The sequence below is a fragment of the Pseudomonas sp. 01L34 genome, from assembly GCF_056400265.1.
Map to the genome: position 1 here is coordinate 59,929 of NZ_JBFTSX010000003.1, position 23,681 is coordinate 83,609.

Below are 23,681 nucleotides of genomic sequence, written 5' to 3' on the forward strand. Positions count from 1 at the left end.
GGATATTCCATGATGACGGCTGCTCGAGAGAAGCTGCGTAGCTGGTTCTATCGCCCTTGGTTTCTGGCGACGCTGGCGGCTGCCTTGAGTGCCACGCTGCTGATGACCGGCAGTCTGTTCATTGCGATGCATCAGGTCGAGGACAACGAAAGCCAGGAGATGAACGCCCAGGGGGAGCGCTTTCTGGTCCGTCTGGAGCAGCTGTTCGGGCAACTGCGCGAAAGCCTCGATGACCTTGAAGCTCAACCGCTGCGGGGCTGCGACGATGAAATGATCGCCACATTGCAGCAAGTCAGCTTCAATTACCGCTTCGTTTACGAAGCCGCTTACATGGATGCTTCAGGAATCTGCTCCAACCGCCCACGCCAGGAAGGGCTTTCGGTGATCCGGCCACCGGACATCGAGGGCCCCACCTACAGCTATTGGTTGAACACCACCACCGAACCCGATGAGAACCGCGCCGCACTGATGCTGGGGCGTGGCAATTTCCGGGTGGCTACGTCTCGCGGGCATTTGACCGACATGGTTGATCTGTCTCCGGGGAGCAGCCTGCTGGTGGTGCTCGACCACGACACCCGCGCGATTCCCGTGCTCGGTGCCGAGCAGGAGTGGCCCCCGACGCAACCCTGGCCCCCGAAAAATCACGATGCACTGCAAGTCACCCCTACCCGCCTGATTTACCGAATGCCGACCAACACTCCCGAATACCAACTGGTGCTGATCACCCCGCGTACCGGGATGCATGTGCCGGCCGTTTGGTGGTGGCTGCTTCCGGCCAGCCTCGCGCTAAGTGCCTGCGTAGGCATTCTGGTGTTTCTGCTGGTGCGCCAGCGTCAATCACTGGATGCCGAACTGCACGGCGCGATACAACGAGGCGAATTGCAGGTGTTGTATCAACCGATCTTCGACCTCGACAGTCGCAACTGTGTCGGAGCCGAAGCCTTGCTGCGCTGGCGAAGGCCGGACGGCACCTTGACCAGCCCCGAGCTGTTCATTCCCATGGCGGAAAACACCGGCCAGATCCGCCAGATGACTGATTTCGTATTACAGCGCCTGCTGGAACAGCTCGGACAACTGTTGCGCGCCAATCCGCAGTTGTATATCTCGGTCAACCTGGCGGCCTGCGACGTCATGGTGCCGCGTATCGGTCAGGTGATGGCGCGCCTGCTGGCCTTGCACCGTGTAGCCGCCAGACAGATTGCCTTTGAGGTGACCGAGCGCGGATTGGTTGATGTCGTGGTGGCCAGAGAAAACCTGCAGGCCTTGCGCGATGTCGGGCATCAGGTGCTGATCGATGACTTCGGCACTGGCTATTGCAGCCTCGCCTACCTGCAAACACTGCCCGTGGACTGCCTGAAAATCGACAAGGCATTTATCGACGCGCTGGGTCATGACGCCGCCAGCAGCGGCGTGGCACCGCACATCATTCGCATGGCCCAGGCCCTGCAACTCAAGGTGATTGCCGAGGGCATCGAACATGAAGCCCAGGCAGAGTTTCTGAGCAGCGAGGGGGTGAAGTTCGGTCAGGGCTGGCTGTTCGCGCACCCATTGAGCGCTGTGCAATTCATCGAATTGATTACCCGTGGCCGCCGACAGGCAACGCGGCGTCTGGATGACGAAGACTGAGAGGGTTCAGGCTTATACCGCCAGCGCCATGTAGAACTGCGAACCCTGCCCCGGCCGTGAGTACACGCCCATCCGCCCACCGTGCAACTGCACGATCTCCTTGCACAGCGCCAGACCGAGCCCGGCGCCGCCCTTCTTGCGGCCGACCTGAACAAAAGGCTCGAATATCCTTCCTTGCTGGCTGTAGGCAATGCCTTCGCCGTTGTCTTCGACACTGATAATCACCCGCTCCCCATGACGTCGAGCCTGCAAACGTATCAGCCCGTCGCGGGAGGTATGACGCAAGGCGTTGTCGATCAGGTTATCGAGCACCCGCTCCAGTTGCGCCTGATCGGCTTGCAGCCGTGGCAACGTTCCCTGCACTTCCACCAACAGCTCAATGCCCTTCTCCTGCGCCGGGCCGGCAAAGCGTGCCTGGGCCTGCTCCAGTAAATCTTTGATGGAGCACGGCGCCAGGGTGAGTTTTTGCAGGCCATTCTGATAGCGAGAGAAATTCAGCAGGTCGTTGATCAACTGCATCAAGCGCTGCATTTCTTCATTCACGGTGTTCAGCAAGTCGGCCTCACGGGAATCCTCGGCAAAATGCGCCCGCTCGCGGAACAGGCCGAATGCCATGTGCATCCCGGTGACTGGCGTGCGTAACTCATGGGAAGCACGCAAGACGAACTCGCTGCGCACCCGTTCGAAGGCACGCTGTTCGGTGACGTCATGCAACACCATCACGGCGCCGAGAATATGCCCCTGGGTATGGCTGACCGGCGTCAGGCTATACGTCAGCAATCGCGACTCCCCGTCAACCTCGATGCTCAGGTCGTCCGGCACTCGCTCCAGGGTGCCGCCGCGCAGCACCAGGTGCAGTTGTTCATCCAGTTCGGGACGCTCAAGTGCCGTGCCCAGCCCTTGGCCGAGACGCTCGGTGTCCCAGCCTAACTGGCGCTGAGCCACCGGGTTGAGGTGCTCGAGCTGACCTTGACGATCAATGATCAGCAAACCGTCGTCGATGCTATCGAGCACTGCTTGCAAACGCTGCTGTCCGGCGAGTAGCTCGTCGATATTAGTGGCTTGGTGCTGTCGCAGGGCCTCGGCCATGATTCCGAAGCGTCGGGTCAGCTGGTTCATTTCCACTGCGGAGGAAATCGGCAGAGTCACTTCGAAATTGCCTTGGCCGATGTTGTCAGCCGCCGCCGCCAGGGCCTCGATCGGGGCTCCGAAACGCTGGGCGATCGCATGGGCGGTAATGAACCCGATGAACAGCACCCCCACCCCGATCAACCCGAGCAGGCCGGCAATCAGCAACGCGCGGTCCCGGGCCTGGCGTTCGGTTTCACTGATGTTATCCAGCGCGCGCTTCTGTTCGGCGATCAAACCGTTGCGCAACGTGTTGAATTTTTCCGTGAGATCCCCGCCCCCAGTGAGCACCTGTGCTGTATCGCGGGAAAGATCGTAGGCCTGCAGAAAGCTCTGGTAATCAGCCTTGGCCTTTTTGAACCCGTACTGGGCGCCCTCGCTGGACGGCTCGCGAGCAATGCCTTCATCGAGCAATTCGAGGTAATGCTGTCGGGATGCCTCGAGCGCCGCGGGATCAGGCTTCTCGCCGAGCATGATGATCAGTTGATCACCCAGGGTCTGGCGCAGCTTCAATCCCAGGTCCAGCCTGACGAAGTTGTCACGGATCAGGGCCTCCTGCGTACCAGCCATCTGCATCACGCTGACCAGCCCGAGCAACAGCCCGAGCAGCGCCACGGTGATCAAGGCTGAAATACTCAGGAACAACCGGGTGCGCAATGTCATCGCCAGTTTCATCGGGTGCAGCTCACAGGTTGTACTGCTTGCGTTTGCGGTACAGGGTCGAGGCGTCGATACCCAGGGTCTTGGCCGCCTGATCCAGGGTATCGGCGGTGGCAAGGACCGCGCCGATGTGGGCTTTCTCCAACTCATCCAGGCTCAACGCGGCGCCAATGCGTGGCGTACTGTTGGTCGGAGCTTCGGCCATGCCCAAGTGGCTGATCTCGACCCGCTCCTGCGGACAAATAATGCTCGCCCGCTCCACCACGTTGCGCAGCTCGCGGATATTGCCGGGCCAGCGGTAGCTGAGCAGCGCCTCGCGGGCCTCGTCGCTGAAACACCGGGCCGGACGCGAGTATTCCTTGACGAAGCGCGCCAGGAAACGGTCAGCCAGGTTCAGGATGTCTTCCCTGCGTTCGCGAAGCGGCGGCAGGTGCAAAGTGATGACGTTCAGCCGATAGAGCAAATCCTCACGAAAGCGCCCGTCGCGGACCATGTCTTCAAGGTTGAGGTTGGTAGCCGCGAGGATTCGCACGTCGGCGCGACGGGTCACCGGGTCACCCACACGCTCGTATTCCTTGTCCTGGATGAAACGCAGCAACTTTGGCTGCAAAGTCAGGGGAAAATCGCCGATCTCGTCGAGAAACAACGTTCCGCCATCAGCCTGATTGACACGCCCCAAGGTGCTTTCGCTGGCACCGGTGAACGCGCCACGGCTGTGGCCGAAGAGTTCACTGTCCATCAATTCCGCTGTCAGGGAGGGGCAGTTGATGGTGATGCAGGATTTCTTCTGGCGTTTGCTCCAGCCATGAATGGCCTGTGACAGCTCACCTTTACCGGTGCCAGACTCTCCGAGAATCAGAATGTTGGCGTCGGTACTGGCGACCTGGCGTGCGGTTTCAAGCACCACTTTCATCGCCGGGCTGTGGGAGTCCAGCCCCTCCTTGGGTTTACGCACTTCACCTTCGAGGGCTTCCAGGCGTGCCGAGAGTTGCCGCACTTCCAGCTGTTTGGCGGTGGCCAGACGTAACTGATCAGGGCTGCAAGGTTTGACCAGATAGTCGGCGGCACCGGCCTGAATTGCATCCACGGCAGTGTCTACGGCGGAGTGAGCGGTGACGATCACCACACGCATCCAGGGCGCCTGAATTCGCATCTGGGCCAGCACATCGAGACCATTGTCTTCACCCAGGCGCAAATCGAGGAAGCACAGATCGAAAACCTGACGCTGCAACAAGGCTTCGGCCTGAGCAGCGCTGGTCGCGGTGGCCACGCTGTAGCCTTCGTCTTCGAGGCAATAGCGAAAGGTTCGAAGGATGGCGGATTCGTCGTCCACCAGCAGAATGCGGCCTTGATGCTCAATGGCTGATTCCATGTTCCTACGCTCCTTTAATAGGTGTTCTTGGTTAGTCCCGGAAAAATCGGGCAAGTTGCATGATTGATTCTGGTCGATTCCAGCCACAACAGGCTATCTATCTACTCAAAGTTCAGCTAATACGCTGATTTATTTGAACTTTTATTTACAGACCATTCTTTCAGCGATTGCCTGCGTCCCTTTCTGACATCTACGCCCTCCCCGCAATTCCAAAAATATTGAAAGTGCCTGCGAACTCATCGTGCATTACGCACGACTGCAAACGGATCATCGTGCAGGATGCGTCTAAAACGTTTTCTACAAACACAATAACCTTTTGATTTATATCGTATTTATTCTTTATTAAAGCTGGCATGCAGGCTGCAATGGTCTAGGTAATCAGGGCATTTAATGAACCAGCGCCCGCCAAAGATCACTACCCGTATGGGAGGAACTTCAGGATGAATCGCCAAAGTGCCGCCCAATTGCGTCTTTCGCCACTGCATGTCCAGCAAGGCTTGTTTGCCCTGTTGGCATTGTTGATCACCCTGATTGGTGGCCAGCAGTACATGCGTTGGGAGCAGAGCGAGCAACCGGCGCCAGTGCACCTTTCGATTCCACATCCCCCCCAAACCCACTTCAGCGCCGTCAGCAGCAACCCGGCTGACAACGCCTCAATACGAATGATGGGCGTCGACCAGGCCCGGCCTGTGGACGAGACGCCCTCCCAGGAACGTTGGGTGTTTTAAGCAAACGAACTTGGCGCGCTCAACGCGCCGGGAAATGCACCACAAGCAACATCCTTAAATAGAAGCGTAAGGAGAATCACCATGTTGAGCTGGGCAATCACATTCCTGATCATTGCCATCATCGCTGCAGTATTGGGCTTCGGTGGTATCGCGGGCACCGCCACGGGTATCGCCAAGATTCTCTTTGTCGTATTCCTGGTGATGTTCATTGCTTCCTTCTTCTTTGGCCGTCGCGGTCGAGGTTGATATGTGTGTTTTGGTTAAAGACATTGGCGGCCGCCCTGCTTCTGGGCGGCAGTGCCATGACGATCGCGGCCACCCACGCGACATGCCGACTACCGCTTACTCGGTAAACCGGACGAAGGCATGCAGAAGATGTGGATGGCGCGACTGAAGAAAGATCCACGCCGGTATTGAGTTCGAAACACGAAAGAGGCCTCACGCTTCTTTCCACTGCGCTACCCGAGGACGGTAGACGCATGACCAAGGGGTCGGGACGTTCTGACTGCTTCAGGGTCGGAGTGACCTACGGGTACAGGGAGTAGCCGCGCAAGGGCCGGGTCAGGTGAAGCTGCGACGCAAGTTCGTCGGCCTAGCGTGGCTCGACGGACTTGCGGAGAGCTTCAACGTGCAAAACGTTGATCTAGAGCATTCTGCTCATATGTTCTTGCTGCATATTCCCCGCAAAACCGTTTCGCGGTGTTTCTTCGTGACCGTATATCGAGAAAGCTCTGACTTTCATGAGAAGAAAAATCGCAGTCGAACGTAGGACATCTCCTAAATTTTCACTGGTTCAAAAAAACATCAACCGGCGCTGAAATGGCCGGTTCACGGCACTTATACCTGCCGAAATGTCGCATTCGAACCGGCTGGGACGTGGGTTTCAGTTGAAAAATCTCATGCCGATTCGGCATAGGGTAGGCGTTTACGGCATTAGACGGCGCTTCCCCGCATCGGAATAGTTGCGCCTTTTTCGCTGCCAGAGAGCTGTAAATGCTCGCTCGCGGGGACCTTATACGGGGGTTGGTGCAAGACGGCTTCGCCATTGAGCGTTGCAGTTCATGCATCGGCCTGAGTCAAACGCAAGTAAGGGTAAAGATATGAAGAAGGCAAAGCTTAGCCTCGCCTGGCAGATCCTCATCGGTCTGGTTCTGGGGATAGCAATAGGTGCACTGCTCAACCACTTCAGCGCTGAAAAGGCCTGGTGGATCAGCAACGTCCTGCAACCAGCAGGCGATATCTTTATCCGTCTGATCAAGATGATCGTGATCCCGATCGTAATCTCCTCGCTGGTCGTCGGCATCGCTGGCGTTGGGGACGCGAAAAAACTCGGGCGTATCGGTCTGAAGACCATCATTTACTTCGAGATCGTCACCACCATCGCCATTCTGGTCGGTCTGGTGCTGGCCAACGTGGTCCATCCGGGCAGCGGCATCGACATGAGCACCCTCGGTACCGTGGATATTTCCAAGTACCAGGCCACTGCTGCCGAGGTTCAGCATGAACACGCGTTCATCGAAACCATCCTCAACCTGATCCCGTCGAACATCTTTGCGGCCATGATGCGCGGCGAGATGCTGCCGATCATCTTCTTCTCCGTGTTGTTCGGTCTCGGTCTGTCGAGCCTGCAATCGGACCTGCGCGAACCTCTGGTGAAGATGTTCCAGGGCGTGTCGGAAAGCATGTTCAAAGTCACCCACATGATCATGAACTACGCCCCGATCGGCGTGTTCGCACTGATCGCGGTGACCGTGGCCAACTTCGGCTTCGCCTCCCTGCTGCCACTGGCCAAGTTGGTCGTCCTGGTTTACTTCGCCGTCGCCTTCTTCGCCTTCGTGGTGCTGGGCCTGATCGCTCGCCTGTTCGGCTTCTCGGTGATCAAGCTGATGCGCATCTTCAAGGATGAGCTGGTCCTGGCCTACTCCACCGCCAGTTCCGAAACCGTGCTGCCGCGCGTGATCGAGAAGATGGAAGCCTACGGTGCGCCGAAAGCCATTTGCAGCTTCGTGGTACCGACCGGCTACTCGTTCAACCTCGACGGTTCGACCCTGTACCAGAGCATCGCGGCGATCTTCATTGCCCAGCTGTACGGCATCGACCTGTCGATCAGCCAGCAACTGCTGCTGGTGCTGACCCTGATGGTCACCTCTAAAGGCATCGCCGGCGTACCGGGTGTGTCCTTCGTGGTGTTGCTGGCCACTCTGGGCAGCGTCGGTATTCCGCTGGAAGGCCTGGCATTCATCGCCGGTGTCGACCGCATCATGGATATGGCCCGTACCGCGCTGAACGTGATCGGCAACGCCTTGGCCGTGCTGGTCATCTCGCGTTGGGAAGGCATGTACGACGACGCCAAGGGCCAGCGCTACTGGAACTCCCTGCCGCACTGGCGCAGCAAGGAAAAGCTGCCGGTTGGTGAAACCTCCAGCAACTAATGCCCGCTCCCACAAGAGCCCCCAACAAACCCCGGAGAAATCCGGGGTTTGTCGTTTCTGCCTACCCCGCTATCATTCGCCGCATCTTCCGGGGGATTTGACTGATGCTTAATGGCCTGTGGCTTGGCTTCTTCATCGTGGCAGCCGTATCGGCGCTGGCGCAGTGGCTGATCGGTGGTAACGCCGGGATCTTTGCGGCGATGGTGGAAAGTATTTTCGCCATGGCCAAATTGTCGGTCGAGGTCATGATCCTGTTGTTCGGCACCCTCACCCTCTGGCTGGGCTTTCTGCGGATCGCCGAGAAGGCCGGGATCGTCGAGTGGCTGGCCAAGGCGCTGGGGCCACTGTTCCTGCGCCTGATGCCGGAAGTGCCGGCCGGCCATCCCGCCATCGGCCTGATCACCCTGAACTTCGCCGCCAACGGCCTGGGCCTGGACAACGCCGCCACACCGATCGGCCTCAAAGCCATGAAGGCGCTGCAAGAGCTCAATCCCAGTGCAACGATCGCCAGCAACGCGCAGATCCTCTTCCTGGTGCTCAACGCCTCCTCCCTGACCCTGCTGCCCGTGACGATCTTCATGTACCGCGCCCAGCAAGGCGCGCCCGATCCGACGCTGGTGTTCCTGCCGATCCTGCTCGCCACCAGTTGCTCAACCATCGTCGGCTTCCTGAGCGTAGCGTTCATGCAACGCCTGCGCATCTGGGACCCGGTGGTGCTGGCGTACCTGATTCCCGGCGCCCTCGCCCTTGGCGGCTTCATGGCACTGCTGGCGACGCTCTCGGCGACCGCGCTGGCGAGCCTGTCATCGGTCCTCGGCAACGTGACGCTGTTCGGCTTGATCATGCTGTTTATGATCATCGGCGCATTACGCAAGGTGAAGGTCTACGAGGCATTCGTCGAAGGCGCCAAAGAAGGCTTCGACGTCGCCAAGAACCTGCTGCCATATCTGGTGGCGATGCTCTGCGCCGTGGGTGTGCTGCGGGCGTCCGGGGCGCTGGACTTCGGTCTGGACGGGATTCGTCACCTGGTGGCGTGGGCCGGGTGGGACACACGCTTCGTCGATGCGCTGCCGACGGCCATGGTCAAACCGTTCTCCGGCAGTGCCGCCCGGGCAATGCTGATTGAAACCATGAAGACCGAGGGGGTGGACAGCTTCCCGGCGCTGGTGGCGGCGACAGTCCAGGGCAGTACCGAAACGACCTTCTATGTCTTGGCGGTGTATTTCGGCGCGGTGGGCATCCAGCGTGCACGGCATGCAGTGGGCTGTGCGCTGCTGGCGGAGCTTGGCGGGGTGCTGGGGGCCATCGGGGTTTGCTACTGGTTCTTCGGCTAAACGAAAACCCTGTGGGGGCAAACCCACTCCCACAGGGTTCAGCGGTGGCTTCAGGGCCTCAGCGGCGGCACGACTTTCTGACCCTGCTCCACCGTCCAGGCCACCACCTGCGCCGTCAACTGGTCGCTGGCCTGGCCGAACCCGGCGACCACCGCCGGCACCTTCACATCGCTCAACGGCTGACGCACTTCAAAGCGCCGACTGGCGAGGATGCGCTGGTCATACCCACGCACCAGCAATGCATCCAGCCGCACGACCACGCTCGCCGTCGTGCCTTGGTATTCGGTCTGGAACGCCTGCAGGTTGCCGCCCAGCTCCAGGTCCGCCTGCAAATTGCTGTCATCGGTGCTGAGCAACGGCACCCGACCGTCACGCTGGAAACCATCGAGCAGACGATTGCGCAGCAGCACCGGCGCCGGGTCGCTCCAGCGGGAAGCCTTGTAGCTGCTGATCAGGTCACCCTGAGGGATCACGGCGATCTTCGGGTTGTTCAAGGCTTCGCTCGTCTGCGGCTTGGCCAGCCGCAGCGACCAGTGCAGCGCCGTGCTGTGATTGGCCGGTGCGCCGCTCTGGGCCGAGGGCAACCGGTAGACATCGGATGGCTCGGACTTGGGCAGAATCGAGCAGGCACTGGTCAGGGCAAAACCGACAGTCAAGGCTAACGGGATCAGCTTCATGGCGTGAACTCCTTGTTCTTGTCACTGCCCAGCAGGTAACCGCTGGGGTTGGCCTCAAGCCGCTGGGAAATGGTGCGCAGCGAGCTCAAGGTGTCGCGCAACTCACGCACTGCCGGCGCCAGGCCATTGAGGCCCTGCATGCCGTTGTTGAGGGAATCCTGATTAGTGGTGAGCAATGAGTTGATGGTCGCGCTGCTCCGTTCCAGGGACTTCATGGCTTGCTCGGCACTGCCAAACATCTGCTTGCCCTGATCGTTGAGCAGGCTGTTGGCGTTGCGCATCAGCCCAGCAGTTTGTTCGAGTGTGGCGGAGGCCTGTTTACTGATCGACGCCAGTTGCTGCATGGCTTGGCCGATGTCGCCGCGCTGGTCGGCGATGATGCCGGTGGTTTGCTCCAGATGCTCAAGGGTCTTGCTGATGCGCTCGACGTTTTCCGAAGAAAACATCTGATTGGCGTTCTGCATCAACACGTTCACACCGGTCATCAGATCGTTACTGTCGCTCATCAAACGGGCGATAGGCGAGGGTGATGCCACGATGGTCGGCAAATTGCCGCCCTTGCCCTTGAGTGTCGGACTTTGCGGCGTGCCGCCGCTGAGCTGAATGATCGAGGTGCCGGTGATCCCGGTCAGCGCCAGTTTGGCCTGGGTGTCTTCCTTGATCGGGGTATCGCCGCCCAGGCGGATCCGCGCCAACACCCGGCGCGGATCATTCGGGTCCAGGCGCAGCGTCACTACGTCGCCGACCTTGATCCCGCTGTACTGCACGGCGCTGCCCTTGGACAAACCGCTGACCGCCTCGTTGAAGACGATTTCGTAATCCTTGAATTCGGTGTCGACGCTGGACTTGGCCAGCCACAGACCGAAGAGCAGGGCGCCTGCCACCACTATGACGGTGAACAGGCCGATCAATACGTGATGGGCTCGGGTTTCCATGTCAGACCTCGTTGAGCTGGTTAGCGGCCGTCAGCGCCGCGCGGCCGCGAGGGCCATGGAAGTATTCGTGAATCCACGCGTCGTCGGTTTCCGAAACCTTGTCGATGGCATCCGCCACCAGTACTTTCTTTTGCGCCAGCACCGCCACCCGGTCGGTGATGGTGTAGAGCGTATCGAGGTCGTGGGTGACCAGAAACACACTCAAACCCAACGCGTCGCGCAGGGTCAGAATCAATTGATCGAACGCCGCCGCGCCAATCGGGTCGAGACCAGCGGTGGGCTCGTCGAGAAACAGAATGTCCGGGTCCAGCGCCAGCGCCCGGGCCAGGGCGGCGCGCTTGATCATGCCGCCAGACAGTGAAGCAGGGTACTTATCGGCCGCCGACAACGGCAATCCGGCCAATGCCAGTTTCACCGCCGCCAGGTGCTCGGCATCGGTACGGCTCAGGCCGGCGTGTTCGATAAGGGGCAGGGCGACGTTCTCGGTCACTGTCAGCGAAGAGAACAGGGCGCCTTTCTGGAACAACACGCCGAAGCGCCGCTCGACCAGCGAACGCTCGTGCTCCGACAGGCTCGGCAAGTTCTTGCCGAAGACCTTCACCAGCCCTTCGCTGGGCTGGCGCAAGCCGACGATGCTGCGCAACAGCACCGATTTGCCGCTGCCGGAACCGCCGACCACCGCCAGAATTTCGCCTTTGTACAAATCCAGGTCGAGGTTCTCGTGCACGCTCTGGCGGCCGAAGCGATTGCACAGCCCACGGACTTCGATCACCGCCTCGGAAGGCGCTCGGGGTAGACGACTCACCAGCCCATCTCCATGAAAAACAATGCGGCCACGGCATCGAGGACGATCACCACGAAAATCGACTGCACCACACTCGACGTGGTGTGCGCACCGACGGACTCGGCGCTGCCGCTGACCTTGAAGCCTTCAAGACAGCCGATGGCGGCGATCAGGAACGCAAAAATCGGCGCTTTGACGATCCCCACCAGGAAGTGCTGAACGCCGATGTCCGATTGCAGCAGCGACAGGAACATCGCCGGCGATATATCCAGCGACAGCGCACACACCACGCCACCGCCGACAATCCCCGACAACATCGCCAGGAAGGTCAGCATCGGCAGCGCCACCAGCAACGCCAATACCCGCGGCACCACCAGCAACTCCATCGGGTCGAGGCCGAGGGTGCGGATCGCGTCGATCTCTTCGTTGGCCTTCATCGAGCCGATCTGCGCGGTGAACGCGCTGGCGGTGCGGCCGGCCATCAGGATCGCGGTGAGCAACACGCCGAATTCGCGCAGAAAAGAGAACGCCACCAGGTCCACGGTAAAAATGCTCGCGCCGAAGCTCGCCAGCACAGTCGCACCGAGAAACGCTACCACGGCCCCCACCATAAAGGTCAGCAGGGCGATGATGGGAGCGGCGTCGAGGCCGGTCTGTTCAATGTGCGCGACCATCGGCGTGAGGCGCCAGCGCTTGGGACAAAACAGCCCGCGCGCGATGGTTTGCAGGATCAGGCCGACAAAACCCAGCACCTGCAGGGCGTCCTGCCAGACCGCATCGACCGCACGGCCGATACGGGTCAGCAGTTGAATGCCGACGCTGATTTCCGGCTCTTTGATCGGCACGCAGAAATCAGTCAGCGAGCAATACACCGTCTGCAACAAGGCGCGATCGGCGGAGGAAAGGGTGCAATCAGGGTGTTCTGCGGACTTGCCCAGACGCTCGGAACCCAGCAACTCCACCAACAGCGATGCACCCGCCGTGTCCAGGGCACCGAGGCCGTTGAGGTCGATGGGGGTGTTGTTGTCGTATTGGCCACGGAGCTTTTCGCTCAGGTGGCTGAGATCGGCGTAATGAGCGAGCGTCCAGTCACCCGTGACCCGCAGCAGGGCAGGGATGTGCGAGGTATCCAGTCGGACATTGCCAGGCGTTGTGCTGCTGGTCATAAGCTCCTGCTTGTTCGGCAATTGCGCAGACCAGATTAATAGCACGAACCGCGTTACTTATCTTTGATGGGTGTGCTGTCCATGACCTTGAAGCGCAACACGCCGATCAACTGGCCGTCTTCGGTGAGCACCCGAACTTGCCATTTACCCGCGGGATTGCCGGGGAAATTCTGCTTGTGGGTCCAGGCGCGGTAGCCTTCCTTGCGCCCGCCGTGGATATCCAGAGGGATGCGGTCGACCTCTTTACCGTTGAACATCCAGACGTGATAAATCCGCTCGTCCAGCCCCCGTGGGGCATTGATCGCGGTGTAGGCGTACAAACCGTCGCCACGAATCTGCTCGGCGCTGACTTCTTCCAGGCTCTTGCCGGGGGTGCGGTCCTGCATTTGGGTGCTGATCGCCACATCGGTCATCCACAGGGTGGCCGGCGGAACCCAGGAACGCAGCACCCAGCCGACAGCGCCGATGCCCACGGTGATGCTGAGGATCGCCAACGCATTGCGCACGGTCCGAATCGGGAAGATCGACGCCAGACTGGGGAACGACAGCACCATGGCGATGCCCAGCGCCAGTTTGAAGCTCTGGGAGGTGGTCAGGTGCAGGATGACGGGCAGGGCGGTCAGCAGGGCGGCGAAGAGGGTCAGGGTATGCAGCGCCAGGAACGCCCAGCGGCGCGGCGCCAGCCATTTGTAGTAGAGCGGGTCGGTGATCGAGATCAGCGCCGCCATGCCCAACAACCCCGTGAAAAACAGTTGGCCGCTGTTCCAGGTGGTGGTGATGAAAAAGAACGGCAGGACGAAGAACAGGCTTTCCTGATGGATCATCTGCGTCGCATAACGCAGCAGGGGCTGGGGTATTTCGCGCTTGAAGACCTTGGCGAACAACTCAGTGAGGCTGTTTTCCAGCATCAGCCAGACCCAGCTGACCAGCATGATGGTGGTGATCCAGGTCGCCAGGCCTTGCTGGCGATCCACCAAGATGAAGCTGCCGACCCCGGAAATGAAACCGCCGAGCGCGATGACCCCAGGGTAGCGCTTCATCAATTCCAGGATGCGCTGTATGTACAGGGTCAGAGTCGGCATTCGGCGGTTCACAATAGTCGTGGGAAAAATCCCCGACAGGGTACCGTCCGAGGGGTCCTGTGGCGAGGGGGCTTGTCGGAACGCCGCATCGCCCCGTTCGGCTGCGCAGCAGTCGCAATATCGGTGAATGCGGTGTACCTGATAAACCGGGTTACCGCATTTTCAGGGCCGCTTCGCAGCCCAACGGGGGCAAGCCCCCTCGCCACACAAAACCCGTTGCCACAGGGAAATAACTACTTTCTGCGGTGAACACGCCAACCCAATGCCCCAAGCACCATCAATCCAAAAACCCCGGCAATCGCCCACATCAACTGGTCATAACTCACCAACGGCTTCTCGATCCGTAAATACCCCGGTTGCAGCAGCAACTCACGCATCGCCTGGTTCGCCTCGGCCAGCGTCACTTCTTGCAGTGCCTTGGCCGGGTTGGTGAAATGGCCGTCCTCGTAGTCCCCAAGGGCGCTCCAGTAGTAATCCGCCAGGGCGCTATTGCCTTGCACGGCCCAGGCCTGACGGGCAATGGCGGCCTGCTTGAGGCGGGCGAAGGTGGTGGCGTCGAGACCGTCCTTGAGCAAACCGGCTTTGAGCTCATCCAGCACCTGTTCAGCTGCCGGCACGTCGCCGCGTTCAAGATCGGCGTTCAGGCTCATGAAGCCCACTCCGCCAAACACCTCACGCTCGGCCGAGGGCCCATAGGACAACCCATGGACCAGGCGCAGTTGGCGATAAAGCGCCCAGTCCAGGTAGTCCTTGAGCAGATCGAACGTTTCGTCGGGCTGGTCTTCCTGCACCGGTTCCGGCACCAGCCAGTGCAACTTGGCGCCGCCACCGACAAAACCGTGGCTCAGAGTACGCTCGTGGGCCGCGCTGGCCTGGATTGTCGGTAAGGGCAGGTGATCGGCAGGCTCGACGGCTACGAGCGCGCCATACGCCCGTTCCAGATAGGCCGGCAGCAGGCGGTCGAGCTCGCCGACCACGATCAGGGTCATGTTGTTGGGCGCGTACCAGGCTTTGCGCACCCTCTCCAGTTGCTCGCGGGTCAGGTGACTGACTTCGGCGCGCTCCTGGCATTTGAGGCCCAGTTCCACCGCCAACTGATTACTGGCGGTGTGGCCCAGGTCCTGGCGATCCAGCCAGCGTTGCAGGTGCGAATAATGGCCACCGTCTTCGCGCTCGACCACCTGCTTGGCGACGTTGATAGCGTTGTCGTCGATACGGGTCTGGGTCAGCAGAGCCAACAACAGATCGAGGGCCTTACGCTGGTTTTTCGCCGGTGCTTCGATGACGAACGTGGTGTCGGCGTTGCTGGTGTAAGCGTTCCACTCACCCCCCAGGGCCTGCATGCGCTCCTCCAGACCACCTTCGCCGGTGGCGTCGATGCCGCTGAACAGCAAGTGTTCGAGCAGATGCGGCAGCTCCTTGTCGGCGCAGCTGAAATCATCCAGACCCACGCCGACTACCAGCCGAATCGCCACATGCCCGCGCTCGGTGCCCGGTTTGAGGACCAATTGCAGGCCGTTGGGCAGCGTATAGCCCTCGACCTGAAAGCGATCCAGGGCAAATGAGGGCAGGGCGCCGAGCAACAGACAAGCGAATAGCAGACAGCGCATAACGAGTTTCCGTACGACAGCGTAAGTACAACAGACTTCAGGCAACTGTGGACGTTCAGGGTGAATGAGTGATGTCAGCCAAATCGTCGACCGCCAGAGCACCGGTGTCCGAAGTGCCCAACACCGCATAGGCACTGCTGCAAAACAGCGAATTGAGGCGCCTCATGTCAGCGATCAGCTCCAGATGCAGCGAACTGGTCTCGATGCTTTGCACAATCTTACGGTGCAAACGACTGACATGAGCGTGGGCCAGGCGGCGTTCCTGTGCGCGAAAGCGACGTTTCTCACGCAGTAACTGGCGAGCACTTTCCGGATCGGAACTGAGGAACACCGACAACCCCAGGCGCAGGTTGGCAATCAGCTGGCTGTGCAGGCCCGCCAATTCTTCCAGACCGACCTCGGAAAACGACCGCCGCTGCGCGGTTTTCTGCTGCTGAACCTTGCGCAGCATGCGTTCGATCAGGTCACTGGCCAGTTTCAGGTTAATCGCCAGCTCGATGGTTTCAGCCCACCGTTGGCTATCTTGTTCGCTGAGGTCTTCCCGAGGCATTTGCGCCAGATAGAGTTTGATCGCGCTGTAGAGCGCTTCGACATCATCGGTCAGGCGTCGGATTTCCTGGGTAACGGCGGTCTGTTTGCCACGCAGTACGGCGAGCATGGCTTCGAGCATGTTGTCGACCAGATCGCCGATGCGCAGGGTTTCCCGGGCGGCATTGGCCAGCGCCAGGCTGGGGGTCACCAATGCCGTCGGGTCAAGGTGCCGCGGTTTGGCCGTGCCGTTGATGTCCGGCCGCTCCGGCAGCAGCCAAGCACAGAGCCTGGCCATCAGCCCGACGCTGGGCAACAGGATCAGACAGCGCGCGGTGTTGTAGAGCAGGTGGAAGCCGATGACCATTTCCTGAGCGCTGAAGTCGAAGCTGTCGATCCAGTGCACCAGTGGATCGAGCACCGGAATGATCAGCAGCAGACCAATCAGTTTGTACAACAGGCTGCCCAGCGCCACCTGACGGCCGGCGGCGTTCTGCATGCTGGTGCTGAGGAAGGCGAGAACGCCGCTGCCGATGTTGGCGCCGATCACCAGGCCGATGGCCACTGGCAGGCTGATCACGCTGGCACCGGCGAGGGTCGCGGTCAGCAATACGGCGGCCAGGCTGGAGTATGAAATCATCGCGAACAGTGCACCGACCAGCGCATCGAGCAAGATATCGCCGGTCAGAGAGGCAAAAATCACCTTCACTCCCTGAGCATGAGTGATCGGCGTGGCGGCCTCGACGATCAGTTGCAGCGCCAGAATGATCAGCCCCAGACCGATGCTGACCCGCCCCATCTGCCCGACCCGGGTCTGCTTGCGCGACAGAAAGAAAATCACCCCGAGGAAGATCAGCAGCGGTGACAGCCACGACAGGTCGAGGGTCAGTACCCGCGCCATCAGTGCGGTACCGACGTCGGCACCGAGCATCGTCGCCAGGGCCGGGGTCAGCGCCATCAGGCCCTGACCGACAAACGAAGTGACGAGCATGGCGGTGGCGTTGCTGCTCTGGACCATGGCGGTCACCATGATCCCGGCGATAAACGCCAGCCAGCGCCTGGCCATGTTCTGCCCGATCACATGGCGCAAGTTGGAGCCATAAACCCGCAGGATGCCGGTTCGGACGATGTGCGTGCCCCAGATCAGCAAGGCCACGGCCGATAACAAATTGAGCAGGGTGAGCATACAGGCCCCCTGTGGTGGTAGCGCCCCAGCGGGGCAAGTTAACGATGCCGCGATCTTCTACGTTCTGTACTTAAGCTGTAGTTGGCTAACGGTCTGGACGCCAGCATCGCATAGCTAAAGAAGCGATTGAAACAAAACTGTCATGAAAACAGTTTGATGCAGACATGACAAAGGGGCCCGAAGGCCCCTTTGTCACAGCAGGGTGTTCGGGTTACTGACCCGGAACATCCTTGCGCAGTTTCACCGGCTCTTGCTGTGTGCGTTTTTTCGCAATCGCGGTGCGCATCCTGATGTTGATCGCTTCCACTGCCAGCGAGAACGCCATGGCGAAGTAGACGTAGCCTTTCGGCACATGCACATCGAAAGATTCGGCAATCAGCACGGTACCGACGATCAACAGGAAAGACAGCGCCAGCATTTTCAGCGACGGGTGCTTGTCGATGAACTCGCTGATGGTGCCGGAAGCCCACATCATCACCAGCACTGCGACGATGATTGCCGCGACCATGACCGGTACGTGGGACACCATGCCAACGGCAGTGATGACGGAGTCCAGCGAGAACACGATGTCGATGATCGCGATCTGGATAATGGTGTAGAGGAAGTTACCGCCCTTGCCACTTGGCTCGTCGCTGGTTTCATCCTCGCCTTCCAGCGCGTGATACATCTCTTGCGAGCTTTTCCACAGCAGGAACAGACCACCGAAGAACAAGATCAGGTCACGCCCGGAAATACCCTGGCCGAACACTTCGAACAGGTCCGCGGTGAGACGCATGACCCAGGTGATCGACAGCAGCAACAGAATCCGGGTGACCATGGCCAGCGCCAGGCCGAAGATCCGGGTACGCGCCTGCATGTGTTTGGGCATGCGGCTGACCAGGATCGAGATCATGATGATGTTGTCGATGCCCAGGACGATCTCCAGGGCGGTCAGGGTGAAGAAGGCAACCCAGATTTCAGGGTTGGTCAGCCATTCCATGTGTATTCCTTTGAGGATGTGTTTAAACCACGAAGGGCCCAGGCTTCAAACAAAGCCTGGACCCCTCATGGCGAGTCTTGGCTTATAGCGTGCTGAACAGCGGAAAGATCCCCATCAGCAAGGCCGCCACCAGTATGCACAGGCAAACCAGCACCGCCCACTTCAGGGTGAACCGCTGATGGTCACCGAATTCGATACCGGCCAGGGCCACCAACAGGTAGGTCGATGGTACCAGCGGGCTCAGCAAGTGGACGGGCTGACCGACGATCGAGGCACGTGCCATTTCTACCGCGGTTATACCGTAATGACTGGCGGCTTCAGCAAGCACTGGCAACACGCCGTAATAAAATGCGTCGTTCGACATGAAGAACGTGAACGGCATGCTCACCAGCGCGGTGATCACGGCGAGGTACGGGCCGAGGAAATCCGGGATGACTGCCAGCAGGCTCTTGGACATGGCGTCGACCATGCCGGTGCCCGTCAGGATACCGGTGAAGATACCCGCGGCAAAGATCAACCCGACCACCGCCAACACGCTACCGGCGTGGGCCGCAACGCGGTCCTTCTGCTGTTGCAGGCAAGGATAGTTGACGATCATCGCGATACTGAACGCCACCATGAACAGCACTGGCAGCGGCAACAGGCCGGCGATCAAGGCGCCCATCAGTGCCAGGGTCAGCGCGCCGTTGAACCAGATCAGCTTTGGACGACGGGCGTCCGGGAACTGCGAAACGCTGATTTCGCTGTGGTCGATTTCATCACCGACCAGATGCAATTCACCCAGACGCGCACGCTCGCGTTTACCGTAGACATAGGCAATCGCCAGAATCGCCACCACACCAGCCAGCATTGCCGGAATCATCGGCACGAAGATCGCGGACGGGTCCACATGCAGCGCACTGGCCGCACGAGCGGTCGGACCGCCCCAAGGGGTCATGTTCATCACGCCACCGGCGAGGATAATCAGACCGGCCATGATCCGTGGGCTCATGCCGATGCGGCTGTAGAGCGGCAGCATAGCGGCCACGCAGATCATGTAAGTGGTGGCGCCATCACCGTCCATGGACACGATCAGCGCCAGCACGGCGGTACCGACCGACACCTTCAACGGGTCGCCCTTGACCAGTTTGAGGATCTTGCGCACGGCCGGGTCAAACAAGCCGGAGTCGATCATCAGGGCGAAGTAAAGGATGGCGAACATCAGCATCACGCCGGTCGGCGCAAGCTTGGTGATGCCTTCGAGCATCATCGGGCCGATCTTCGGCGAGAAACCGCCGAACAGGGCGAAGATGATCGGGATGATAATCAGGGCAATCAGCGCGGACAGGCGCTTGGTCATGATCAGGAACATGAACGTGATGACCATGGCAAAGCCAAGGAAAGTCAGCATAGGAATACTCCAGGCGTAGCGCGGCTAGGGAATGGGCGAACCGATGAGGTCAGCGCAGAACGGGAAGCACGAAACGTACGGGCGGAGGTGCAGCGAAGAGGCGGATAGGAGCGGACATCAGAATCACCATTGTTGTTGTTAAATGGGCCGGGCGGGCAATGAAACACTCGCGTTGGCCAACCGGTCTGTTGCCGGCAGTGAGGCGATCCTAATCGGGGAAGCTTTCAGCCAGCTTTCGCGGATGAAAGCATTGACCGAATGTACGACCGGTCGTCGGCCGGGTTGAAAGTCTGTAGATGTGGGTCAGGAGCAAGACATTGGCGACCCCATGCAGGATATCGCCCACTGCCATTGCTCGATTTGCCGTCCGGCGAGCCCGAAGAACAACTCTGATCAGAAAACAGACAGGTCCAGCGGCCGGATCGCCCCCATCCAGATCGCATGTTCGGTGTGATCGAGCAGATCGTTGCCGGTGTCCGGGTGCAGGAACACCACCAACCCCTTGCGATTGAGCGCCAGCCACGGCAACACCTCGCCAAGGTATTGCGGCTCGAAAGCCAATTGGCAGCTCCAGTCCGGGTGCGGGCCGACCGGGCGCTCGTGCACACGGCCCATCTTCAGCGGAAACAATTGCGCGGCCTGCTCACACAAGGCCCGTGCCTGCGCGAGCGTGCTGGCGTCGAAATAGACATGGGCGTGGTAGCCCTTGATCTGTTGCATCTGAAACCTCTTTATACCTGGTCGAACCCACACCGTTCCCTGCAGGTCTCACCCTATATAGGCAGGACATTCGGAGCACAGCCATGAAAAACGCCGAAACCCCGGTAGTGAAGGTAGTGCTTTATGGTGCCATGAGTAGCCTGGGCAGTGCGCTGATGGCGGAAATGCTGCGGCGCCAACATGAAGTGATCGCGATTCTCGATGACCTGACGGCACTCGCGCCACGCCCCGGATTGCGCACCAAGGCCGGCAATCTGTTCGATGCCAAGCGGGTCAAGCAAAGCGTGGCCGGCTGTTCGGCGGTGATCTGCCTGCTGGATGCGCCGGGGTTGCCGATGAACAGCGAACACATCGAAAAATCCATCGTGCCCGGCCCGGTCGAGCAGGTGCTGGCAGTGGATGCACTGATCGACGGCATGCAGGCCGCGGGCATCGCGCGGTTGTTTGTGGTGGGTGATTTCGAGGTGCTGGACGATCCGGAGATAGAAGACGAACTGCAACGCCACGCCGCTGAAGAAATCCGCGAGGCGCTGCAAAGCAGCTCATTGCACTGGACTCTGGTGAATGCCCCACGCGGCGTACCGGGACTGTCCATCGAGCATTTCAGTCACGTCAGCACGAGCCTGGAACCTGGCCTGGCCGAACCGCTGGAACGGCTGAACCGAGTTGCCGTCGGGATTGCCGATGAGTTATGGCTGAATTTGCATGTTGGTCAGCATGTGAATTTTGTCGCGACTTCGGAACCGTAAAGCCCTCATACCGCAATCGATGGCAAAGGAAGGCCATTAAGCGATTGCACGCTGCTGGCCTGTTCCGCCATCAACCAGTCCACAAATGTTTGAATCAACGCCCCCCGCCGTTTGCGCTGGGGCAGGACCACGTAATAACCCAGCCTGGAAATCACCGTCTCGGCAATCGGCCGACACAACAGACCTTGCGCCAGCAAGTTATCCACAAGGTGCCGCCAACCGATCGCAACGCCCTGGCCGCCAATCGCCGCTTGAATCAGCAAGGTGTAATTGTCGAAGCGCAGTTGCCCCGGCGCTGGCGCCGACGTGATCCCCAGCTCGCGAAACACGCCGCTCCAGTCGAACCAATTACTGCTGTGTTCGCCTCGCAGGTGCAGCAGCGCAAACTCCAGCAATGACTGAGCCGGCAAGGGCAGGGGACGATCCTTCAAGAGCAGCGGGCTGCACACCGGAAACACCTCTTCGCTGAACAGCCAGTGGCTCTCGCCTTGCTTGAACCTGCCATCGCCGAACAGCACCGCCACATCGATATCAGTGCGCAGCATGTTGTGGCTGCGCTCACTGGTAACCAGGCTGACGTCCACTTGAGGATTGGCGGTATGGAAGCGGTGCAGCCGTGGCATCAGCCAGTACGCGGCGAAGGCGAAGTCGGTGGCCACCTGCAACACTTCGTGTTGCTGCTGTGCACTGATCGCGCTCAATCCGGCGTCGATATTCTGTAAACCGAGCTGAACTTGCTCAAACAGAATCGCGCCAGCCTCGGTTAGTTCGATACCGCGATAAATGCGGTCGAACAACCGTGTAGCGAGCTGCTCTTCCAACCGTTTGATCTGCTGGCTGATGGCCGGCTGCGTGGTGCCGAGCTCTACTGCAGCGGCAGTGAAACTGCGCTGCCGGGCCGCGGCTTCAAAGGCACGCAGCAGATCCAGAGACAAATCACCGAGGGCGCCATACATAAGCTGTGCTTATCCTAGTCATTGCCTGGCATGGGCTTTACCACAAAGGTAATGGGTTCCATGCTCGATCACAGCACTCTCGCATAAATATCCACTATGGAATGCCGCGATCACATGAAGCGCAAAAATATTCTTTTCATCATGGCCGATCAGATGGCCGCGCCAATGTTGCCGTTCTACGGCCCTTCGCCCATCAAACTGCCGAATCTGAGCCGGCTCGCCGCCGAAGGTGTGGTGTTCGACGCCGCGTACTGCAACAGCCCGCTCTGCGCACCGTCACGTTTCACCCTGGTCAGCGGTCAGTTGCCGAGCAAGATCGGCGCTTACGACAACGCGGCCGATTTCCCCGCCGACGTTCCGACCTATGCCCACTACCTGCGGCGCCTCGGTTACCGCACCGCGCTGTCGGGCAAGATGCACTTCTGCGGCCCGGACCAGTTACACGGCTATGAAGAACGTCTCACCAGCGACATCTACCCGGCCGACTACGGTTGGGCGGTGAACTGGGACGAGCCGGACGTGCGGCCGACTTGGTACCACAATATGTCGTCGGTGCTGCAAGCCGGGCCCTGCGTACGCACCAATCAGCTGGATTTCGACGAAGAGGTGGTGTTCAAGGCCCAGCAATACCTGTTCGATCACATCCGCGAGGATGGCGACCAGCCGTTCTGCCTGACCGTGTCGATGACTCACCCACACGACCCGTATACGACTCCCAAGGCATTCTGGGATCTGTACGACGACGCCGACATCCCTTTGCCGGAAACACCCGCACAGGATGAACTCGATCCTCACTCCCAGCGCCTGCTCAAAGTCTATGACCTGTGGGACAAGCCGCTGCCTGTGGATAAGATTCGCGACGCGCGTCGTGCCTACTTTGGTGCGTGCAGCTATATCGACAGCAATGTCGGCAAACTCCTGCAAACGCTCGAGGAAACCGGGCTGATCGATGACACCATCATCGTGTTCTCCGGTGACCACGGCGACATGCTCGGCGAGCGCGGCCTCTGGTACAAAATGCACTGGTACGAAATGGCCGCCCGCGTACCGCTGCTGATCAGTGCGCCGGGACAATTCGGCGCCGGACGGGTCAGCGCGGCGGTCTCCACCGCCGACCTGCTGCCGACCTTTGTAGAATTGGCCGGCGGTTCATTGGAGCCAGGCCTTCCGCTGGACGGCCGCTCGCTGGTTTCGCACCTGCAAGGACAGGGCGGTCACGACGAGGTGTTCGGCGAATACATGGCCGAAGGCACCATCAGCCCGTTGATGATGATTCGGCGCGGCGCCTACAAATTCATCTACAGCGAAGACGACCCTTGTCTGCTCTTCGACGTGCACAACGACCCGCGTGAACAGGAAGAACTCAGCCATTCGCCGCAACATCGTCAGCTGTTCGATGATTTTCTCGCCGAAGCACGGGCCAAATGGAATATCCCGGCGATCCACCAACAGGTGCTCGCCAGTCAGCGACGCCGGCGTTTCGTCGCCGACGCCCTGACCATCGGCAAGCTGAAGAGCTGGGATCACCAGCCGCTGGTGGACGCCAGTCAGCAGTACATGCGCAACCACATCGATCTCGACGATCTGGAGCGTAAAGCCCGTTATCCACAACCCTGCCAAAACCAATAATGTTAAGGGG

Annotated in this window: 20 protein-coding genes and 1 pseudogene; 8 read left to right on the plus strand and 13 right to left on the minus strand. The window is 59.9% G+C overall.

Going from position 1 to position 23,681, the window contains the following annotated elements:
- Positions 1-9: 9 nt before the first annotated feature.
- A complete protein-coding gene (locus AC1DQM_RS08815; RefSeq protein WP_018927280.1) occupies positions 10-1,626 on the plus strand; it encodes an EAL domain-containing protein in 1,617 nt (538 codons plus the stop codon).
- 12 nt (positions 1,627-1,638) lie between these two features.
- Here AC1DQM_RS08815 and AC1DQM_RS08820 read toward each other — a convergent pair whose 3' ends face one another.
- Both AC1DQM_RS08820 and algB read right to left on the minus strand, forming a co-directional pair.
- On the minus strand, positions 1,639-3,429 hold the full coding sequence (locus AC1DQM_RS08820) for a KinB sensor domain-containing domain (protein ID WP_018927281.1): 1,791 nt from the start codon (positions 3,427-3,429) through the stop codon (positions 1,639-1,641).
- Between the two features lie 10 nt (positions 3,430-3,439).
- Positions 3,440-4,786: a sigma-54-dependent response regulator transcription factor AlgB gene (gene algB, locus AC1DQM_RS08825; protein ID WP_477746030.1), complete on the minus strand. Its 1,347-nt coding sequence runs from the start codon at positions 4,784-4,786 to the stop codon at positions 3,440-3,442.
- Between the two features lie 440 nt (positions 4,787-5,226).
- On the opposite strand from algB, the gene AC1DQM_RS08830 reads away from it, so the two are divergent.
- From AC1DQM_RS08830 to AC1DQM_RS08850, 5 genes and pseudogenes are all read left to right on the plus strand, one after another.
- Positions 5,227-5,514, plus strand: coding sequence for a hypothetical protein (locus AC1DQM_RS08830; RefSeq protein ID WP_430954511.1), 288 nt, complete (start codon positions 5,227-5,229; stop codon positions 5,512-5,514).
- A gap of 81 nt (positions 5,515-5,595) precedes the next feature.
- Positions 5,596-5,760, plus strand: a complete 165-nt coding sequence (locus AC1DQM_RS08835; RefSeq protein ID WP_003177151.1) for a DUF1328 domain-containing protein — start codon at positions 5,596-5,598, stop codon at positions 5,758-5,760.
- Between the two features lie 66 nt (positions 5,761-5,826).
- A pseudogene (locus tag AC1DQM_RS08840) lies at positions 5,827-5,931 on the plus strand (Ivy family c-type lysozyme inhibitor); the annotation flags it as partial.
- A 683-nt stretch (positions 5,932-6,614) separates the two neighbouring features.
- Entirely contained in the window at positions 6,615-7,946 is a 1,332-nt protein-coding gene (gltP, locus tag AC1DQM_RS08845; RefSeq protein ID WP_018927284.1) for a glutamate/aspartate:proton symporter GltP, read from the plus strand.
- Positions 7,947-8,050: 104 nt separating this feature from the next.
- Positions 8,051-9,280, plus strand: a complete 1,230-nt coding sequence (locus AC1DQM_RS08850; protein ID WP_086945252.1) for a nucleoside recognition domain-containing protein — start codon at positions 8,051-8,053, stop codon at positions 9,278-9,280.
- 50 nt (positions 9,281-9,330) lie between these two features.
- Here the strand turns inward: AC1DQM_RS08850 and AC1DQM_RS08855 are convergent, their stop codons facing one another.
- From AC1DQM_RS08855 to AC1DQM_RS08900, 10 genes are all read right to left on the minus strand, one after another.
- Positions 9,331-9,957 carry an ABC-type transport auxiliary lipoprotein family protein gene (locus tag AC1DQM_RS08855; RefSeq protein WP_018927286.1) on the minus strand — a complete coding sequence of 209 codons (627 nt, stop codon included), beginning with the start codon at positions 9,955-9,957 and terminating at the stop codon, positions 9,331-9,333.
- Positions 9,954-10,892 (minus strand): MlaD family protein, encoded by a 939-nt coding sequence (locus AC1DQM_RS08860; protein ID WP_018927287.1) that lies wholly within the window; start codon positions 10,890-10,892, stop codon positions 9,954-9,956. The genes AC1DQM_RS08855 and AC1DQM_RS08860 overlap by 4 nt, the downstream gene beginning before the upstream one ends.
- 1 nt (position 10,893) lies before the next feature.
- Positions 10,894-11,697: an ABC transporter ATP-binding protein gene (locus AC1DQM_RS08865; RefSeq protein ID WP_018927288.1), complete on the minus strand. Its 804-nt coding sequence runs from the start codon at positions 11,695-11,697 to the stop codon at positions 10,894-10,896.
- Entirely contained in the window at positions 11,694-12,842 is a 1,149-nt protein-coding gene (locus tag AC1DQM_RS08870; protein WP_477746031.1) for an MlaE family ABC transporter permease, read from the minus strand. The genes AC1DQM_RS08865 and AC1DQM_RS08870 overlap by 4 nt, the downstream gene beginning before the upstream one ends.
- A 53-nt stretch (positions 12,843-12,895) precedes the next feature.
- Positions 12,896-13,924 carry a DUF5924 family protein gene (locus AC1DQM_RS08875; RefSeq protein ID WP_028940067.1) on the minus strand — a complete coding sequence of 343 codons (1,029 nt, stop codon included), beginning with the start codon at positions 13,922-13,924 and terminating at the stop codon, positions 12,896-12,898.
- A gap of 233 nt (positions 13,925-14,157) precedes the next feature.
- Positions 14,158-15,534 carry a M16 family metallopeptidase gene (locus AC1DQM_RS08880; protein WP_258612902.1) on the minus strand — a complete coding sequence of 459 codons (1,377 nt, stop codon included), beginning with the start codon at positions 15,532-15,534 and terminating at the stop codon, positions 14,158-14,160.
- Positions 15,535-15,589: 55 nt separating this feature from the next.
- On the minus strand, positions 15,590-17,248 hold the full coding sequence (locus tag AC1DQM_RS08885; RefSeq protein WP_018927292.1) for a Na/Pi cotransporter family protein: 1,659 nt from the start codon (positions 17,246-17,248) through the stop codon (positions 15,590-15,592).
- A 211-nt stretch (positions 17,249-17,459) separates the two neighbouring features.
- Positions 17,460-18,227, minus strand: a complete 768-nt coding sequence (locus tag AC1DQM_RS08890; protein WP_018927293.1) for a TerC family protein — start codon at positions 18,225-18,227, stop codon at positions 17,460-17,462.
- An 82-nt stretch (positions 18,228-18,309) separates the two neighbouring features.
- On the minus strand, positions 18,310-19,617 hold the full coding sequence (locus AC1DQM_RS08895; protein WP_477746032.1) for a CitMHS family transporter: 1,308 nt from the start codon (positions 19,615-19,617) through the stop codon (positions 18,310-18,312).
- A 393-nt stretch (positions 19,618-20,010) separates the two neighbouring features.
- Positions 20,011-20,337 (minus strand): DOPA 4,5-dioxygenase family protein, encoded by a 327-nt coding sequence (locus AC1DQM_RS08900; protein ID WP_477746033.1) that lies wholly within the window; start codon positions 20,335-20,337, stop codon positions 20,011-20,013.
- Positions 20,338-20,420: 83 nt separating this feature from the next.
- Here AC1DQM_RS08900 and AC1DQM_RS08905 point away from each other — a divergent pair, with 83 nt between their 5' ends.
- A complete protein-coding gene (locus AC1DQM_RS08905; RefSeq protein ID WP_477746034.1) occupies positions 20,421-21,086 on the plus strand; it encodes an NAD(P)-dependent oxidoreductase in 666 nt (221 codons plus the stop codon).
- A 5-nt stretch (positions 21,087-21,091) separates the two neighbouring features.
- Here AC1DQM_RS08905 and AC1DQM_RS08910 read toward each other — a convergent pair whose 3' ends face one another.
- A complete protein-coding gene (locus AC1DQM_RS08910; protein ID WP_477746035.1) occupies positions 21,092-22,042 on the minus strand; it encodes a choline sulfate utilization transcriptional regulator in 951 nt (316 codons plus the stop codon).
- Between the two features lie 114 nt (positions 22,043-22,156).
- Between AC1DQM_RS08910 and betC the strand changes: the two genes are divergently transcribed.
- Positions 22,157-23,671 (plus strand): choline-sulfatase, encoded by a 1,515-nt coding sequence (gene betC, locus AC1DQM_RS08915; protein WP_477746036.1) that lies wholly within the window; start codon positions 22,157-22,159, stop codon positions 23,669-23,671.
- Positions 23,672-23,681: the final 10 nt, after the last annotated feature.